Raw genomic sequence first — 18,182 nt, 5'->3', positions numbered from 1 at the left:
AAAGATCCAAGCCTAATATGGTTGCTAATAGTGGCCCTACAATGGCCCTGTGAGCAATGAAATTCGCCTCGATGCGCTGGACCACGAAATTTTGTTTCATCTGCGGCAGGACGGCCGTCTGACCAATGTCGAGCTGGCCAAACGCGTCGGCCTGACCGCGCCGCCCTGTCTGCGCCGGGTCAAGCGCCTGGAGGAGGCGGGCGTGATCGCCGGATATCACGCCGTGATCGACACCGCGGCGCTCGGCCGGGGCCTCGAAGTCCTCATCGACGTCGAGGTCAGCGCGAACGACCGCAAGACCTATCTGGAGTTCGAGGAGGTCGTGGCCTCCTACGAGGAGGTCATAGAGGTCCGTCGCATGTTCGGCCGCCCCGACTACTTCATCCGCGTCGCCGTCGCCGACCACGCCGCCTACGAGGCCTTCCTCACCGGCAAGATCACCGGCCTGCCCTGTGTTCTGCGCGTGGACTCCCACCTGACGATGAAGACGGTGAAGCAGGGCCCCTGAGGACCCGATTTACGAACGCCCCCCGCGGTGCAACGGTGGGCGAGGGGGTGAACCCATGGCGCAGATGGCGCAGACCCACGAGTGGATGTTCTACGAGGTCATGTGGCGCAGCTGGGCGGGCCGGGCGACGGTGCCCTATCCCGTGCCGTGGTGGGCGCAACAGGCCTTCCGGCGCTGGAGCGACGACTTCGACTCGGGGACGTACGAGTCGAAGGAAGCCGCCCTGGCCTCCAACGCCCTGTACCGCTACTGGCACATGGTGGGCGTGAAGGACCACCGTCAGGAGTCACTGATCGGCCAGGCCGGTGAGATCGAGCCGGTCTACGACAAGTACTGCCTGTGCTTCTTCCTCTACGACCCGGCGACGGGCGCCCTGAACCTGCCGCAGCTGCCCGGCGACGGCACGGTGTCCCAGCGCATGGAGGCGCCGCACCTGCCGGTCGTCCTCACGGATTTCCGCGCCCCGGACGGCGTCGAGTTCGTGCAGCGCACCTTCGCCACGGCGGTGGGCGCGCGGCAGCGCGATCTCGTGGTGACCCGGGTGACGGTGGGCACCGCGACCGGGCAGCCGCGCGAGGGCTGGCTGTGCGCGGCGGTGCTGCCCGCGGGCCCGAGCGGCTTCCAGCGGCACGACCGCAACGGTCGGCAGATCACCGACCGGAGGCTGACCTTCCTGCGGCATCTGCCGGTGGAGAACCGGGTCGAGACGAACAGCGGCTGGGGCCCGGTGTTCGACACGGCGCCCGAGCAGTACGGCGTGTACGGCAACCCCGACTTCAGCTACGACCCGGCCTCGTATCTGGCGCACAGCCCGTTCCACGACCTGGTCAACGGCGGCAAGCTGAACGGCGCCGGGCAGGCGCAGGACCAGGTCGCGGGGTTGTGCAGCGCGGCGTTCGCGTGGCCGTTCCGGGTGATCGACGACGAGGTGTTCGAGCTGGATGTGCGGCTGCCCGTCGATCTGTACAGCGGGGCCGACGACCTGGCCGAGATCAGGGCCGTACCGGCCGGTGAACTGGAGGAGGCCAACCGGGCGTTCTGGACGTCGAAGCTGCTCGGCCAGGGAGTGCAGCCGGAACTGCCGCGCACCGTCTCGCACTTGGCCGATCTGTTCCGCGAGTCGCGCTCGCAGTTGCTCATCCTCTCCGACCACGGGGAGATCCACCCCGGCCCCACGGTGTACGACTCGTTCTGGATCCGCGACTCGTCCGTGGAGGCCACGGCCTGTTCGCTGGTGGGCGACAGCGCGCTCGCCGAGCACCAGCTGGGCACGCACTACCCGCTGAAGTTCAACCGCGGCACGGGCCGGATCGGGCCCTGCGCCGAGTACGGCTTCTACGGCGGCCCGCACGAGCGGGACGACCGCGAATGGGACAGCAACGGCCAGGCACTCTGGGCGATCGGCCGCTTCGACCGCACCAGGGGCCGCACCGCCGCGTTCGGCGCGAAGCTCTACGCGCCGTACGTGATCGACGGCGCCCGGTGGCTGCGGGACAACCGCGACCAGTACGGGCTGCTGCACAGCGGCTGGAGCGCCGAGCACCTGGGCGAGCGCGACAAACCGCACTACTGGGACGACCTGTGGGCGCTGGCCGGTCTGTACGAGGCGGCGCGGCTCGCGGAGCGCATCGGCTCGCCGGACGTGCCCGAACTGTGGGCGGCCTTCGACGACCTGAAGCGGGCGACGGCGGCCTCGGTGCGCTGGGTCCTGGCGGAGCAGCGCAGGCGCGGGGCCTGGGAGACGTACATCCCGACGGGGCCCGGCGACGTCGGCAGGCTCGACTCGACGATGATCGGCACCGCGGCGTTCTTCCATCCGCTGCGGCTGCACATGGGCAGCAAGCTCGGCACGGACATCGACGCGGCGGCGCGCTGCACGCTCGACACCATGTACGCCCACTTCGTGCGGGGCGGATACCGGCACGAGGCGGCGTGGAACGCCTACGGGCCCTACCTCACCACGCAGTTGGCGCACGCGTATCTGCTGGCGGGTGACCCGGCGCGGGCGGACGCGCTGCTCGGCTGGATCGTCGGGGCCGCCTTCCCGCGGACCGAGGAGCGTGCGGTGGCGCTCGGCGCGTGGAACGAGCAGCACGCCTTCACCATCGCTTCGGACTTCCACGAGGTGCCGTCCCGGCACTGGTACATGGGCGACATCCCGCACGGCTGGGCCGCCGCGGAGTATCTGCTCCTGCTCCGCGACATCCTGCTGTTCGAGGCGGACGAGGACCGCGATCCGCATGTGTACATCGCGCCCGGCGTCCGTCCGCACTGGGTGCCGGACGGCGACACGGTGGCCGTCGAGTCCGCCCCGACGCTGTTCGGCGCGCCCTTCGGCTACCGGCTCACGCACGACGCGGGCGACCGGACGGTGACGGTGGAGGTGACCGAGGCCCCGGATCGGGTGCGGTACGTCTATCCGTGCCGGTTCGGGTCCGTGCGGTCGGTGTCGGCGGACGGACGGGGGCTGCCCGTCTCCGGTGACGACGTGCATGTCCCAGCGGGGACGCGGCGGTTCGTGGTCACGTACGCCTGAGAACTCCTCAGGACTCCTGGAAACGCCTGGAAACGCCTGGGAACGCCTGGGAACGCCTGAGAACCCGCGGGCTCCATGGTCACTGAGGAGCTCGCGGGTTCGGGGAATCAGGCGATCAGGCAATCAGGGCGGATCAGGCGCTGGGTTGGCGTCTGAGGGCGTACCGCTCCTTCTCGGAGAGTCCGCCCCATACGCCGAACCGCTCGTCGTTGTTCAGCGCGTACTCCAGGCAGGCCGTGCGCATGTCGCACATCTGGCAGATGTCCTTCGCCTCACGCACCGAGCTTCCGGGCTCGGGGAAGAAGAAGTCTGCTCCTGTCTGGGCGCACAGCGCCTGCTCCTGCCAGGCGAGTTCGGGCTCGGCTGTCATCTCGATCTGCATGACACCGATGCTGTCCCACCGCGCGAAACAACCGATCAACGAACGATCAACGAACGACTGGTCGGCTTCCGGGAGGCGGTGCCCGGCCAGTGGCCCCGGGGAGGACTGCCCGGCGGCGGGCACGGCGAAACCGTCCTTCGGCACCCGGTTCGAAACCGCATGACCGGGCGCCGAAGGCTACCGCTTGCCCCTGCCTCTGCCCTACTGGCCCTCTCCGGGAGGCGACGGCTGCAGCACCGCGAACCTCGCACCCGCCGGGTCCGCGAGCTTCGCGAAGCGGCCCACGCCCTCCATCGAAACGGGCTCCATGCGCACCTCGCCGCCCGCCTGCCGCGCCTTGGCCACGGCGGCGTCGCAGTCGTCCACCTGGAAGTACGGCAGCCAATACGCCGCCTCCTCGGCGGGGTCGCTGTCCAGCGGCACGATGCCGCCGAACATGTCGTCCGGGGTGCCGTCCGCCGGGTGCACCATCGTGTACGACCCGCCGGGGAAGGGCGCCTCTGTGGTGCCCCAGCCGAACACGGAGCCGTAGAACGCGGTGGCCGCGGCGACGTCCGGGGTGTACAGCTCGGTCCAGATCAGGCTGCCTGGTTCGTTCAGGACATCGAGGCCCTTGAGCTGGCCCTGCTGCCACACGGAGAACGGGACGCCCGCGGCGTCCGCGAGGCCTGCCATGCGGCCGAGGTCGAGGATGTCCACGGCCCCGAAGAGCGTGCGGCCACCTGCCTGTTCGACCGCTTTCGCCGTGGCGTCCACCTCCGGCGTGCGGAAATAGAGCGTCCAGGCCGGTGGGGCCTCGTCGGCCGACATGGCCATGGCGCCCGCGGCGGTGCGGCCCGCGAGCTGATACTGGCTGTAGCCACCCACGTCCGCGGCGCCCTGCTGGAGTTCCCAGCCGAACAGCTCGCGATAGAACCCGCTGACGCTACTCAGGTCCGGGGCGCACATGTCCACCCAGACGGGTGCACCTGTGACGAAACGGTTATTGAGCATGATCGACTCCTTTGTCGCATCTCGCTTCCGCACCCCTGAGTCTGGCACCCGCCACTGACAATCGGCCCACCCCCGCGCTCACGTCGTCATTTGATGAAGGGACAACATTTTTGAGAGCGCTCTCAGTCACAACTCTTGACGTCGCAATCGCCCGCCGAGACAGTGGTGCCCCCCACACAACATCCCCCCACGCAACCGCGCAGGAGACTTTCCGTGATATCGCGTCGAACGTTCCTGACCACCACGGCCGCCGCCGCGGGCGCCCTCACCTACCCCGTCTGGGGAAGCGCGCTGAGCCCCGGCGCCCAGGCGGGCGGCAAGGCCGCGCCCGCCACCTGTGAGCTGGCCCTCGCGAACAAGTCGCTCCCCGGCCAGGTGCGCGCCTACGTCACCGGCCACGAGCAGGGCACCGACCGCTGGGTGCTGCTCAAGCCGGACGGCGGCGTCTACCGCCCCGATTCGCCCTCGGCGCCCCAGACCCCGCTGCCCGTCGACTGCGCCATCCCGCTCGGCGCCGCGGGCTCGGCCCCCAAGGTGCTGACCCTCCCCCAGATGTACGGCGCCCGCGTCTACTTCGTGCGCGACGACAAGCTGGACTTCTTCCTCAACCCCGGCCCCTCCCTGGTCGAGCCCGCCTTCGCGACCCGCGAGGACCCCAACTACGGCCGCACGTGGTCGTTCTGCGAGTTCACCTTCAACCCCCAGCAGCTCTACGCCAACATCAGCTACGTCGACCTCGTGACCGCGCTGCCCATCGGCCTGACCCTGGAGGGCGACGACAAGCACACCGTCGCCCCGCTGCCCGACGGCGCCGTCGACAAGATCGCCGCGGATCTGGCGGCGCAGACGGGGAAGGACGGACAGCCGTGGGACAAGCTGGTCATCCGCGGTGACGACGGCAAGGTACTGCGCATCATCTCGCCGCAGAACCTGATGGCGCCGTACTTCGACAAGCCGGACCAGATGCCGTTCCGCGACCTGTGGAACAGCTACATCGACAAGGTGTGGGAGAAGTACCGCGGCACGGACCTCAAGATCGACCTGCAAGGCGGCCGCGGCGTGTTCACCGGGCGGGTCCAAGGCGACGTCCTGACCTTCAACGGCGGCCACGCCTTCCCCAAGCCCACCTCGAAGGACATCTTCACCTGCAACCACGGCCCCTTCGCCAACAACCCGAACGACCCGGACGACAAGAAGGGCCTGCTCGCCCGGCTCGCGGCGGGCTTCAACCGCAGCATCATGCTCACCCACCCCGAGCAGCCGAACGGCACGAGCTCGGCGGACTACTACCAGGACCCGGTGACGAACCACTGGTCACGGGTGGTGCACGCCAACTCCCCCATCGGGTACGCGTTCCCGTACGACGACGTGCGCCCCGACGGACAGCCCGACGTGTCGGGAGCGGCGCACGACGGCAATCCGCGCCGCTTCACGGTGAGCGTGGGTTCCTAGGGCCTGTGTCGGAAGTCCCGTCGTTCGCCCGGAGGGCGGGCCCCGCGGCGTCCGGTGCGTGCGATCGCAAGGCGGAGGGTCGCCCCGATACTGGTTGTATCGGGGTGTCCCGACAACGCGGCTGGGGGTCCCCCCGCGCCCTTCAGGCGTGGGGGAGTGCGTGCCGGGCGTCGCGGGGCAGGCGGGACTTCCGACACAGGCCCTAGCCCCCAGGGTCCAGACCCGTTACGCGGAGGCCCTGCGCACGAGTGACGTCGGCAGGACCACACCGGCCGGCTCGGCCGCGGGCTCCGCGCCTCCCCGGCCGCGCAGCAGCATCCCGGCCATCAACCGGCCCATCTGCTCGATGTCCTGACGGACCGTCGTCAGCGGCGGTTCGGTCTGCTCGGCCACCGCAAGCATGTCGTCGAAGCCGACCACCGCCACGTCGTCCGGCACCCTCCGGCCCCGCTCCCGAAGCACCCGGAGGGCGCCGGACGCGGTCAAGTCGCTGGCCGCGAAGACGGCGTCCAACTCCGGCTCCCGGTCCAGGAGTTCCCGCATCGCGCGCTCCCCGCCCGCCGGGGTGAAGTCGCCCTCGGCGATCAGCCCCGGATCGACGTCGTCGGCCAGCGCTTCGCGGTACCCGTCGAGCCGGTCGACCGCGGAGGTCTGATCGAGGGCTCCCGTGATGTGCGCGATGCGGCCGCGCCCGAGACCGATCAGATGCCGCACCGCGTCGCGCGCACCGCCCCGGTTGTCGCAGTCCACGTACGACGCACCGGGCTCGCCCTCCTCGGCCTGGGGCCAGCCGGGGCGCCCGCCGAAGACGGTCGGGAGGCCCGCGCGCCGGATGATGCCGGGCAGCGGGTCGTCCAGGTGCAGCGAGAAGACGAGGGCCCCGTCGACGTGCCCGCCCGCGAGATAGCGGCCGACCCGCTCGTGGTCGTCCCGCCCCTCGGTGAGCAGCAACACCAGCTGGATGTCGTGCGCCGTCAACTCCTGGCTGATGCCGCGCAGTTGCAGCGCGAAGAATGGGTCGGCGAAGACCCGCGTCTCCGGCTCGGCGATCACCACGGCGACCGCGTCGTGGCGCCGGGTGACCAGGCTGCGGGCGGCACGGTTGGGGACGTAGCCGAGCTCGTCGACCGCCCGCCGCACCTTCTCGGCGAGCACCTCCCGCACCCCCGGGTCCCCGTTGACGACGCGCGAGACGGTGGCCCTGGAAACCCCGGCGCGAGCGGCCACGGCCTCCAGGGTGGGGCGCGGTTCCTCGGTCACCTTCGGTCACTCCTCCCTGACGATGTCAGGAGGCATCTTCCCGTATCGGGGGCGGAGGGTGTGCGGGGACGGCGGACGAATTCGATCAGCCTGTCTACTCCACCTCGATGCCGAAGTCCTGCACGAGCTCCTCCAGGCCGCCCGTGTACCCCCTGCCGCCAAGCACGAAGTCCCAGTCCCCGGTCGACCTGCGGCGGAACGAACCGAGCACCAGCGCGGTCTCGCGCGGGCGGCCGTCGGAGACCTCCAGGTTTCCGAGCTCGGTCAGTTCGGGGTCGAGCAGGCGGATGCAGGCGTCCGTGAACCCGGAGAGGTCGGCGTCCGGGTTGGCCTCGGGATCGACGGCGGCCGCGAGCACGAGCCGGTCGGCCTCGTCCGGCAGTCCGTCGAAGGCGACGCAGACCGCGGCCTTGTCGGGAGCAGCGGCGTCAACGGCCCGGACGGAACCGTCCGGGGTCTGCGGGTTGTTGTAGAAGACGAAGAAGTCGTCGCCGATGACACGGCTGCCGCGGCAGACGAGCGCGCAGACGTCCAGCGCGACGCTTCCGGTCCACGACATGCCGAGCACGTTGTAGTCGTCGGGCAGTCGCGTGTCCGGCGCCGCGGCGGCCGCCTGTGCCGCGTTCTGCGGGCGTTCCTCGCCGAGCCGCCCGCGCAGACCGTGCCGATGCAGCAGATCGACGAGCTCGGCGCCCGAGATCAGCTCCAGCGGCTTCCCGTTGGCGAACGTGTGGGAGCCAGGTCCGAACCCCGACGTCGTCACGAGGACACCCTTGTTCACTCCGGCGTCCTGCACGGTCCCGTACAGGTCGCGCACGGCGGTGGGCGGCACCGTCCTGCGGTAGCGCTTGACCTGAACGACCATCTTGCCGCCGCGGATCGGGGTGGGATCCAGGGCGTCGACGTCCACACCGCCGTCATTGGAACGTGCCGTCGTCACCGCCTGCATTCCCATGGCCCGGAAGAGATCGGCGACGAGGTTCTCGAATGCGACCGGATCCATCTCGTACAGATCCGGTTCCTCGTCGCTGCCGTGCGCGACGACACGGTGCCCGACGTCCTGCGGACGTCGACTCGGCCGCACCGCGGCGGATTGGTCAGGCCGCGGCGAGAGCTGCCCCCGCAGCGCGTCGGCGAGACAACTGCCCGCGTCCACCTGCGCCAAATGCAGCTCACGGAACAAAGAACGCGACGCCATCACGGTCGCGAGGAAAATGCGGCCGGGCCGACCCGTCGTGGGGTCGTGTCCGTCGACGAATCCATTCAAGGCTACGGACTCGAGCGCACCGAACTCGTCCGCGGCAAAGAGCTCGTGCAGAACAAGCAGCATGCACTGGGCCAGCACCTCCTTGTACAGCGCACGACGCCGGCCTATCGGACGAGCGATTTCCTTGTCCTGGTCGATCCCGTACATGTAGCGAACCGACTTGACCGCAGGAACGACGCCGAAGGTAGGCAACTCCCAATCGAGCACCAGTTGACCCGCATCAGGGTCATAAGCTGCTACGACCTGCCGGGGAAATCCCTCCGGCCATCCCGTTGACGCGTACAGAGCCGCGGAGAAGTACTCGACCACCGAATCCGGATCCCGGCGCCGCACCCCTCGGGTCACTGCGGCGACACCCGCATTGTGCGCGCGGACCTCGGCCAGCTGCCCATCGGCCCACGCCTGATACTCCCGACGGTACGAGGCCAGCTGCTGCTGCCGCTGCGCCTCCGCCGCCAGGGCGGCGTCGCGGACACGCTCGTAGCGCGCACGGGCCTCGGCCTGAGCCTGCGCCCGTCGCCTCCCAGTCCACCCGTCCTGCGCCTGGTACTGATTCAAATCCGGCAGAGGCACGGGCTGCGCCAATGGCCCCGGAGCGAAAGGCTGGACTTCCTCCGGCCGCAGGAGCGAGGTGGCCTCGAAGGGATGAGCCCGACAACCCTCGGCAAGAAGCTCTTGCAGTGCCGCGACTTCCGCGTCAAGTTCCTCCGTGCGACGCAGCGCCTCCGTATCCCTGTACTGGCGATGGCTCTGGGCAGCGCGCTGCTGAAAGGCCCGTGTTTGCTGGGCCTCCTGTCTCCGCCTGCTGGCTTCGGCTTCGGATTGGCGCTGCTGCTGCCGCTGCGTTTCGGCCCATACGCCGACGAAACCCGTAGAACGACGACTCATGTGCTGCAGCCCCCCGGACATTGGCAGCCGAACACCGACTGGTTGTCCCCACAACCAGTCGCCACAGAACGACTGTACCGAGCGACAGCCGCCCCGCATATCCGCTCGGCAACAGCAGGCGAAGCGCGCTGCGCATACCCTGCCCCCATGTTCAAGAAGCGGAGAGAGCGCAAGCAGGCCGAGCTGCACGAGGAGCTGGGAGCTGCTCTGCGGGATCCGGACGCGGCGGTGCGGGCCAAGGCGGCGGTCGACGCCGCGGAGGCCGCCGATCTGGAGTGGGCGCTTCGGGAGCTGGCCGCTGCCGTGGCGCGCGAGCCGTGGACGGACGACTTCCACGAGACCGTGGTGGACGGCTTCTGCGCGGCGCTGCGCCGCGACACCGCGGTCCGTCAGCGCGTGGAGGGGATCTTCGCCGGGCATCTGGACGACCCCGAGGGCTGCCTCCGGGCGTGGACCGGCTTCGTCGAGGAGCTCGGCGGGCCCCCGGCCCTGCGGGAGGTCGGCGAGGACGTACGGGACGACATGCGGGCCCGCCTCACGTACCTGCGCAGCCAGGGCTGGACCCCGGAGGGGCTCGACGGCGCCGGACGGCCCGGCAGCTTCACGCGCGAGCTTGCGTTCGACTTCGCCGTCCTCCTGACGTCGCTCGTGGTGCGCAGGAACGAGCCGCTGCCCGCGGAGGACGCGGAGCGCGTCCGGACCGAGACCGGCGCGATCCTGGAGCGGGCCCTGGCCACGGCTCCCGACAGCGACGTACGTCTCGAACTGATCGCCCCCCTGTGCGACTCTCCCGACGACGAGGCGTGGACGGACCGCGCACGGCACGGCCTCCAGGTCGACGAGACGCTGGACCTCTGCATGAGCGCCGACGCCGACCGGGCCACCCTGGGCGTCGAGACCCTGCACCACCAGGTCATGCGGGACGACCTGCTGCGGCGCGGGCGGACCCGCGAGGCCCTGGACCACCTGCTGGCCCGGGAGCAGGACCCGTTCGTCCTCAACCAGCTCCTCGGCTGCTACGTCCAGCTGCACGTCGCCGCCTCCCTCCCCGACCCGCCGGTGGACCTCTTCCTCGGCCGGCTGCGCCACGCCGACGACACCGTCCGCTCCGCCGCCGCATTCGGCCTCGGACCGCTGACCCTCGGCACACCGGAGGAGGGCCGGGTCGTGGACGCCCTCGTGGCGCTGTTGGACGACGACCCCGAGGACGAGGTCCGGGGCTCCGCCGCCGAGAGCCTGGCGGGGCTGGACCGCGGCGAGGAGCCGGTCTCCCGGACGGTCTCCGACGCCCTGGAACGTCACGCCGACGCCTCCTCGCCGAAGATCCGGGCCGCCGCCCTCCAGCACGCCCTGGAGAACGGCGCCACGGACGCGTACGACCGGCTGCTGCGCGAGTTCGACTCCCCCGACGTGGACTGGCGGTTCCTGTCGGCCTATGAACTCGCCGCCATGGAAGGGGACTTCAGCCTGCCGGACGACATTCGCCCACGTCTCGTCGAACGGCTGGAGCGGCTGGAGACGACCGGATGGGCGGCTCGCTGCGAGGACCCGGACGGCTATCCCGACCCGGACCGCCGTGCCGAGATGCTGTCCGATCTGCTGGCACAGCTCCGCGCCCGCGCCTGAGCCGACTCCGTGCGGCATGGGGGTCCCCCTGCTCGAGCGCAGCCGAGAGCTAGGGGGAGTGCGTGCCGGGCGTCGGGGCGCAGGCGGGGGTTCAAAGACAGGCTCTAAGCTCCGCGCATGCGAGAAGACACCCCGGGACTGGTCCGGAAGGGCATCAACTACGACACCGGCACCAACTACTCCGAGAACGGCCTGTCACGCAAGGAGGCATCCGGCGACCTGATCCGGCGGCACATGTCGGTCATCCGGAACGATCTGAACTGCACCTCGGTCAGCCTCTTCGGGACCGACATCGGGCGGCTGACCGAGACGGCCGTCGCGGCGCTTGATCTGGGGCTGCACGTCAGCCTGCAGCCGCGCCTCATAGAAGCGGCGCCCGACGCGATGCTGGAGCACCTCGCGGCGGCCGCCGCTGCCGCCGAGGAGCTGCGGCAGCGGTACGGCCGGGTCGCCCTCATCATCGGCTGCGAGCTGACGGTCTTCGGCTCGGGGATCATCCCCGGCGACACGCACGCGGACCGGTCCGCCAAGCTGGCCGACCCGGAGTGGTGGCCGCGTTTCCCGGAGTTCAACGAGCAGCTGAACGACCTGCTCGGACGCGCTCGTGAGGTGGCTCGGGCGCGCTTCGGCGGCGAACTGACGTACGGCGCGGGTCTGTGGGAGGACGTGGACTGGGACGGCTTCGACCTCGTAGGGCTGAACTACTACCGCATGGCCTACAACGACGCCGACTACGCCGCGGGCCTCCGACGGTTCCACCGGCACGGCAAGCCCGTCGTGATCACCGAGTTCGGCTGCTGCTCCTTCGACGGCGCCGCCGCGATGGGCCCGGCCGGTTACGGCATCATCGACTGGTCGGCCGATCCCCCGAGGCTTGCGGGCTCGTTCACCCGCAACGAGCAGGTGCAGGCGGACTACCTGGCACAGCAGTTGGAGCTCTTCGCGGCCGAGAAGGTCCACGGGGCGTACGTCTTCGAGTTCATCGCGCCGAAGCCCCACTCGGCCGACCCGCGCCACGACTTGGACATGGCCAGCTTCGGTGTGGTCAAGGCGGTCGGGGACGGGTGGGAGCCGAAAGCCGCGTTCCACGAACTGGCCAGGTTCTACGGCTCCCACTGAGCCCGCGCCCCCATGGACCCTCTAGTGGTGAGCGTGCTCCCCGGAGGCGGCATCGCTCGACGAGGACTCCGACTGCGCTGGCGGCTTCGCGGACGACTTCGATGACGACTTCGATGACGACTTCGACTTCGGCGCCGCCGCATGGTGCGGCTCATAGTCCGGGATCGTCCCGTCCGCCTTCTTCACCAGGAACAGCCCCGCCATTCCCATGTCGGAGTGGCTCTGCACGTGGCAGTGGTACATCCACGCCCCGGCGCCCACGCCCTCGCCCGCGATGACCTGGAAGCCGAAGGAGTCGCCGGGGCCCGTGATCTTGTCGTCGAGGATCTGGCTCGGGTCGTCGGGGCCGGTGAGCAGGCCCGTGCGGTTGTCCGCCCAGCGATGACCGTGCACGTGGAACGTGTGGTAGTACTCGCCGTGGGTGATCGAGACGAACTCGACGCGGTCGCCCACGGTGGCCTCGAAGGCGGGGGTGTCGTGGCCCGCCTTGTTGTTGATCGTCATGTCGTTGAACACGATGGTGAACGTCTTGTCCGGCAGCAGATCGCCCTTGCGCCGCACGATCAACGCGCCGTAGAGGCCCTTGCGCACGCCGCCGGTGCCGTGATCGGTGCCGACGACGTGGTCGTGGTAGTGCCAGTAGCCCGCGGTGCCGGGGCGCCAGGTGCCGTCCTTGCGGCGGCCCGGCGCGTGCGTGCGCCAGGTGTACGTGCGCTTGCCGCCCGGCTCGACATGGCTCCTGGTGTGTCTCGTGCCGTCGCTGGAGATCTCGTAGTCCATGCCGTGCACATGCAGGCTGGCGTCCACGTCCATCGTGTTCTCGAACTCGATGTGCAGGGTGTCGCCCTCGTTCAGCTCGATGAGCGGGCCGGGGATGGAGGCCTTGCCCTTCTCCAGGCCGTACCCCATCTGCCCGTCCGCGAGCTTCTCCGCGTACATCTTGATGCGCTTGACCTCGCCGCCCGCGGGCGCGGTCTTCGGCGGCGCCTCGGCCGTGCTCGCGTCGGGCGCACTCGCCACCGACAACGATGTCACCCCGGCCGCCGCTGCCGCGCCGCCGACGAGCATCCGACGGTTGAAGCTGCGCCTGTCCAGATCCCGTCGGTTCAGTCGGTCCATGACGAACTCCCCACTGCGGTACGGAGACTGACGGGGCGCAGGAGGCCCCCGAGACGGCCACACGGTATCGGCCGGATCTTTGTTTATCCACACGCAGGACAAAGTTGGTGCTATCGCGGTGATACCTATTGGCGAGGCGCGAAAAGAGGTCTAGCTTCGTCGGCGCTGTTGCTGTGACCGACGAGGGGTGGGTGTACTCATGCGGCGCACACCGCATCAAAGGCCCTTGACCGTACGAGGGTTGAGCAGAAATCGACGCAGACCGGACCGCAAACGCCGGGCCTGGGCAGCCGCGCTGCTGTCCGGCGCCCTGGTCACCGGGGCGCTCTCCGCGCAGGCCGCTTCCGCGCGGCCGTTCCCCGAACCGCCGTTGACAACGATGTCCCTGCCCTCGCCGCCCGGCGGGGCCAACGTCAAGGTCCTGGTCTTCCACGGCTCGGCGGCGGGCGGCGACGAGTCCCCCGTCGTCAACGCCGGTATCGAGGCCATCGAGAAGATCGGGCAGACGGGCCCCGCGGCCCAGCGGTTCAAGATCGTGGCGACGGACGACGCGTCCGTCTTCACCGACGAGCGGAGGCTCGGCAAGTTCAACGCCGTGGCCTTCCTCACCGGCGGCGGTGACGTCCTCGACCCCGAGCAGGAGGCGGGCCTCGAGGCCTATATGGAGGCCGGAGGCGGCTTCCTCGGCATCCACGACGCGGCCCGCGCCGAGCCGTACTCGAACTGGTTCACCGGCCTGATCGGCGCCCGTCCCGCCGACGCGAGCCCGACGGACGTGCAGCGCGCCACCGTCGAGGTCGGCGACCGCGAGAACCCGGCGACCAAGGACCTGCCCCTCCAGTGGAAGCGCCCCGACCGGTGGCTGAACTGGGCGAAGAACCCCTCGGGCGACGTGCACACGGTCGCCCGGGTGCGCGAGTCCACGTATCAGCCGGGCGCGGGCAAGAACGGCTGGGACCACCCCGTGTCCTGGTGCCGGGACTACGACGGCGGCCGCTCCTTCTACACGGGGATGGGCGGCACGGCGGCTTCGTACGACGAAGCGGACTTCCGCAGCCATCTGCGGGGCGCCCTGCTGTGGACCACCCGCATCGCGCGGGCCGACTGCCAGGCGACGATCAACGCCAACTACAAGGCGGAGCGGCTCACCCAGGCCAACCAGCCGGGCAAGAACGACCAGATCGGCGAGCCGCACGGGCTGGTCACCGCGCCCGACGGCAAGGTCTTCTACATCGGCCGCGGCGGCGCCGACTCCTCCCAGCCGGTCGTCACCGACTGGACCAAGCCGGACGTCGGCAAGGGCACGGGCGAGATCCACGTCTACGACCCCAAGACCAAGAAGTCGACGCTCGCGGGCGCGCTGACCGTCTTCGGCAACAAGGGCGGCGGCGACGAGCTGATCAAGGTCGAGGAGGGGCTCCTCGGCATCGAGCTCGACCCGAAGTTCGAGCAGAACGGGTGGGTGTATCTGCACTACACGCCCCACTCGAAGATCAACCGCGAGACGCACATGGCCGAGCGCTACGTCTCCCGGTTCACGCTCGACCGCAGCACGGACAAGCTGGACATGGGCAGCGAGAAGGTGCTCCTGAAGTGGCCGGTGCAGATCCACAGCTGCTGTCACGCGGGCGGCGGGATGGCCTGGGACTCCAAGGGCAACCTCTACATCGCGACCGGTGACAACAACTCCTCGGGGTTCACCGACGGCTACTCGGGCAACAACCCGCAGCCGAACTTCAAGGGCGTCTCGTTCGCCGACGCGCGCCGCACCGCCGGCAACACCAACAACCTCAACGGCAAGATCCTGCGCATCCACCCGGAGGCCGACGGGACGTACACGCTCCCGCAGGGCAACCTCTTCACCGGCAAGGAGCCGGACGAGGGCGGCGGCAAGACGCGCGGTGAGATCTATGTGATGGGCGTCAGGAACCCGGCGCGCATCTCCATCGACAAGAAGACGGACACGCTGTACGCGGGCTGGGTCGGCCCGGACGCGGGCGCGCCGTCGACGACGTGGGGGCCCGCCAAGTACGACACATTCGCGGCGATCACCCATGCCTCCAACCGCGGCTGGCCGTACTGCATGGGCAACAACCAGCCCTACCGCGACCGCAATCTGCCGGACCCGACGAAGCCGCTCGGCTGGTACGACTGCAAGAACCTCAAGAACGAGTCGCCCAACAACGACGGCCTGGTGAACATCCCGCCTGCCGAGCCGAACAACATCTGGTACTCGCCGCAGGGCGGTGGCGTCGACTACCCGCGCGACGCGAAGGGCGTGCCGAGCTACAAGACGGAGGAGCAGAAGACGCTCCTGCCGTGGCTCAAGGGCGGCGGCCAGGCCACGATGAACGGCCCGGTCTACCGCTTCGACGCGGCGAACGCGAGCGCCGACAAATGGCCCTCCTACTGGGACGGCAAGTGGTTCGTCGGTGACTTCTACGACTCCGACCAGCCGCGGCACGCGGTGGTGACGGATCCGAAGACGGTCGGCAACGGCGGCCTGCCCGTCCACGCCGAATCGCTGAAGAAGATCATTCCGATCGGCAACGACGGCATCAAGAACCTCATGGACTGGAAGTTCGCGCCGGACGGCTCGCTGTACGTCCTCGACTACGGCCGCGGCTTCTTCACCTCGGACCCCAAGTCCGCGCTGTGGCGCGTGACGTACAAGGGCGGGGCGGCGACACCGGCCGCCGACGACCTGGCCAGGAAGGCGGAGTGATGCGTTCCCCCAGCTCTCGCACGATCCGGACCATACGGAAACGAAGACTGTACACAGCGCTGTTCGCCGCGCTCCTGATGGTGCTCGGCCTGACGTCCACGGCGGCGACGGCCCGCACCGACAACTCCGGGCTCTCCGCACAGGCGCAGACGCTCAACTGGACCGCCGACAACGACATCACCAAGTACAAGTCGGCGCCCACCACGGCGGTGGCGGGCCCGACGACGATCGTCTTCGAGAACAGCGAGGCGACCGGCAACACGACCGGCATGCCGCACACGCTGACGTTCGACACCTCCGACCCGGAGTACAACAACGACGTCACGCTGAACATCCTCGCCAACCCCAATGACGACAAGGGCGGCAAGCACACCGCCGAGGTGACGCTCACCCCGGGCCGCTACCGCTACCACTGCACCATCCCGGGCCACGGGTCGATGCAGGGCATCCTGGTCGTGACCGAGGGCGGCGGCGAGGACACCAAGGCGCCGGAGGCCTCGGCGAAGGTCGAGGGGACCACCAACGCCGATGGCGCGTACGTCGGTTCGGCGACCGTGGCCGTGACGGCGACGGACGAGGGTTCGGGCGTCGACAAGATCGAGTACGCGGTGGGGGCGGACGGCGCCTGGCAGCCGTACACCGCGCCCGTCGTCGTCAACCAGGTCGGCACCCACAAGATCCGCTACCGGGCCACCGACAAGGCGGGCAACGCGTCCGCGGAGAAGGCCGCCGACTTCAAGGTCGTCGCGCCGCCGACGGACGACAAGACGCCGCCGGAGACGTCGGCCACGGTGAGCGGCGAGAAGAACGACCAGGGGCAGTACGTCGGGATGGCGACGGTCACGGTGACCGCGTCCGACACCGGCTCCGGCGTCAACAAGATCGAGTACGCGATCGGTGACGGCGCCTGGACCGCGTACACCGCGCCGGTCATGGTCCATGAGGCGGGCGCCCACAAGGTCCGCTACCGCGCCTCCGACAAGGCGGGCAACCAGGCGGCCGAGAAGAGCGTCGAGTTCACCGTCGTCGCACCGCCCGTGGAGGACAAGACACCGCCGGAGACGTCGGCGAAGGTCGAGGGCGACAAGAACTCGGACGGCGCCTACGTCGGCAAGGCGAAGGTGACGGTGACCGCCACGGACGCCGACTCGGGCGTCGACAAGGTCGAGTACTCCCTGGACGGCGGGCCCTACCTCGCGTACGCGGCGCCGGTCGTCGTCGACCGCGCGGGGCGCCACACGGTGGCGTACCGGGCGAGCGACAAGGCGGGCAACGCGTCCCCGGCGAAGACCGCCTCCTTCACGGTGGCCGAGGGCGGCGGCGTGCCTGCCCCCAACTGCCCCGAGTTCGACGAGCGGTTGACGGTGTTCGTGGGCACGGTCGACACGGGCATCCCGAACCGCGTCACGAACAACCGCTGCCGCGTGGGCGAGATGATCGAGGACGAGAAGGAGTGGACCTCGCAAGCGCTCTTCCTGAAGCACGTCAAGGGCGTGACGGACAAGCTCCTGAAGGCCGGTGAGATCGACCAGCGCGAGTACAACAAGATCAATCGCGCCGCCAAGCAGTCCGGCATCGGCAAGCCCGGCCAGACGGAGGGCTACCGCAAGCTCTTCGACGGCACCCAGGCGTCCCTGAACAAGTGGGAGCAGGTCGGGGGCGGCAAGTTCGGCCTGAACGCGGACGGTTCGATCACCAGCAGCACCACCGTCGAGGGCATGGGCATGCTGTGGTTCCCGCAGCGCAAGTACGGCGACTTCTCGCTGAAGCTCCAGTGGCGGGACGACGCACCGGGCAACGGCAACGCCAACGGCGGCGTCTTCGTCCGCTTCCCGCAGGTCCACGACCACCCGGAGGAGTCACGTCCGGAGTGGGTCGCCATCAAGTACGGCCACGAGATCCAGGCCCTGGACCGGCCTGACGGCGACATGTACAAGACGGGGTCCGTCTACGGCTTCGACCGGGTGGGTCTCGCCGGTGCGGGCGTCACCCCGAAGGGCACGTGGAACGACTACGAGATCAAGGTGGTGGACCAGCACTACTCGATCTACCGCAACGGCGTCCTGATCAACGAGTTCGACAACACGGGCGGCCAGGAGTTCACGCCGCCGCGCGGCGACGACCCGGGCACGGACGGGCGGCGTTACTCGTCCGGCTATGTCGGGGTGCAGGTGCACGGGGTCACGGATGTGATCTCGTACCGGGACATCAGGATCAAGGAGCTGTAGGCACAGGCTTCTGCCGTGTTCCTCTTCGGCGCCGCCACCCCGCCCGGGGTGGCGGCGCCGCTGTCGTGCACGGGCGCTC

General features: G+C 69.6%; 12 protein-coding genes. 7 read left to right on the top strand and 5 right to left on the bottom strand.

From position 1 onward, the window contains the following. Window positions 1–49: 49 nt before the first annotated feature. Both ABZV77_RS22395 and ABZV77_RS22390 read left to right on the top strand, forming a co-directional pair. On the top strand, window positions 50–508 hold the full coding sequence (locus ABZV77_RS22395; RefSeq protein ID WP_356259497.1) for an Lrp/AsnC family transcriptional regulator: 459 nt from the start codon (window positions 50–52) through the stop codon (window positions 506–508). Window positions 509–563: 55 nt separating this feature from the next. Then, window positions 564–3,044, top strand: coding sequence for a hypothetical protein (locus ABZV77_RS22390; RefSeq protein WP_356259494.1), 2,481 nt, complete (start codon window positions 564–566; stop codon window positions 3,042–3,044). A 133-nt stretch (window positions 3,045–3,177) separates the two neighbouring features. Here ABZV77_RS22390 and ABZV77_RS22385 read toward each other — a convergent pair whose 3' ends face one another. Beyond that, window positions 3,178–3,426 (bottom strand): WhiB family transcriptional regulator, encoded by a 249-nt coding sequence (locus ABZV77_RS22385; RefSeq protein ID WP_356259491.1) that lies wholly within the window; start codon window positions 3,424–3,426, stop codon window positions 3,178–3,180. Window positions 3,427–3,627: 201 nt separating this feature from the next. After that, a complete protein-coding gene (locus ABZV77_RS22380) occupies window positions 3,628–4,419 on the bottom strand; it encodes a VOC family protein (RefSeq protein WP_356259489.1) in 792 nt (263 codons plus the stop codon). Between the two features lie 213 nt (window positions 4,420–4,632). Here ABZV77_RS22380 and ABZV77_RS22375 point away from each other — a divergent pair, with 213 nt between their 5' ends. Beyond that, window positions 4,633–5,871 carry a glycoside hydrolase family 64 protein gene (locus ABZV77_RS22375; protein ID WP_356259486.1) on the top strand — a complete coding sequence of 413 codons (1,239 nt, stop codon included), beginning with the start codon at window positions 4,633–4,635 and terminating at the stop codon, window positions 5,869–5,871. 225 nt (window positions 5,872–6,096) lie between these two features. Here the strand turns inward: ABZV77_RS22375 and ABZV77_RS22370 are convergent, their stop codons facing one another. Further along, window positions 6,097–7,131 carry a LacI family DNA-binding transcriptional regulator gene (locus ABZV77_RS22370; protein ID WP_356259483.1) on the bottom strand — a complete coding sequence of 345 codons (1,035 nt, stop codon included), beginning with the start codon at window positions 7,129–7,131 and terminating at the stop codon, window positions 6,097–6,099. A 94-nt stretch (window positions 7,132–7,225) separates the two neighbouring features. Next, on the bottom strand, window positions 7,226–9,286 hold the full coding sequence (locus tag ABZV77_RS22365) for a restriction endonuclease (RefSeq protein ID WP_356259480.1): 2,061 nt from the start codon (window positions 9,284–9,286) through the stop codon (window positions 7,226–7,228). Between the two features lie 147 nt (window positions 9,287–9,433). Between ABZV77_RS22365 and ABZV77_RS22360 the strand changes: the two genes are divergently transcribed. Then, on the top strand, window positions 9,434–10,912 hold the full coding sequence (locus ABZV77_RS22360) for a HEAT repeat domain-containing protein (RefSeq protein WP_356259478.1): 1,479 nt from the start codon (window positions 9,434–9,436) through the stop codon (window positions 10,910–10,912). A gap of 117 nt (window positions 10,913–11,029) precedes the next feature. Next, window positions 11,030–12,031: an abortive infection protein gene (locus ABZV77_RS22355; protein ID WP_356259475.1), complete on the top strand. Its 1,002-nt coding sequence runs from the start codon at window positions 11,030–11,032 to the stop codon at window positions 12,029–12,031. 21 nt (window positions 12,032–12,052) lie between these two features. On the opposite strand, the gene ABZV77_RS22350 is transcribed toward ABZV77_RS22355, so the two are convergent. Beyond that, window positions 12,053–13,150 (bottom strand): multicopper oxidase domain-containing protein, encoded by a 1,098-nt coding sequence (locus ABZV77_RS22350; protein ID WP_356259472.1) that lies wholly within the window; start codon window positions 13,148–13,150, stop codon window positions 12,053–12,055. 199 nt (window positions 13,151–13,349) lie between these two features. Between ABZV77_RS22350 and ABZV77_RS22345 the strand changes: the two genes are divergently transcribed. Further along, a complete protein-coding gene (locus ABZV77_RS22345) occupies window positions 13,350–15,875 on the top strand; it encodes a ThuA domain-containing protein (RefSeq protein ID WP_356259469.1) in 2,526 nt (841 codons plus the stop codon). Further along, entirely contained in the window at window positions 15,875–18,103 is a 2,229-nt protein-coding gene (locus tag ABZV77_RS22340) for a family 16 glycoside hydrolase (RefSeq protein WP_356259466.1), read from the top strand. The genes ABZV77_RS22345 and ABZV77_RS22340 overlap by 1 nt, the downstream gene beginning before the upstream one ends. Window positions 18,104–18,182: the final 79 nt, after the last annotated feature.

Origin of the sequence: Streptomyces sp. NPDC004732 (genome assembly GCF_040609235.1) — a bacterium.
Classification (GTDB): domain Bacteria; phylum Actinomycetota; class Actinomycetes; order Streptomycetales; family Streptomycetaceae; genus Streptomyces.
Note: the sequence above shows the minus strand (reverse complement) of the source record. Positions and strands in the feature narration are given on the sequence as shown.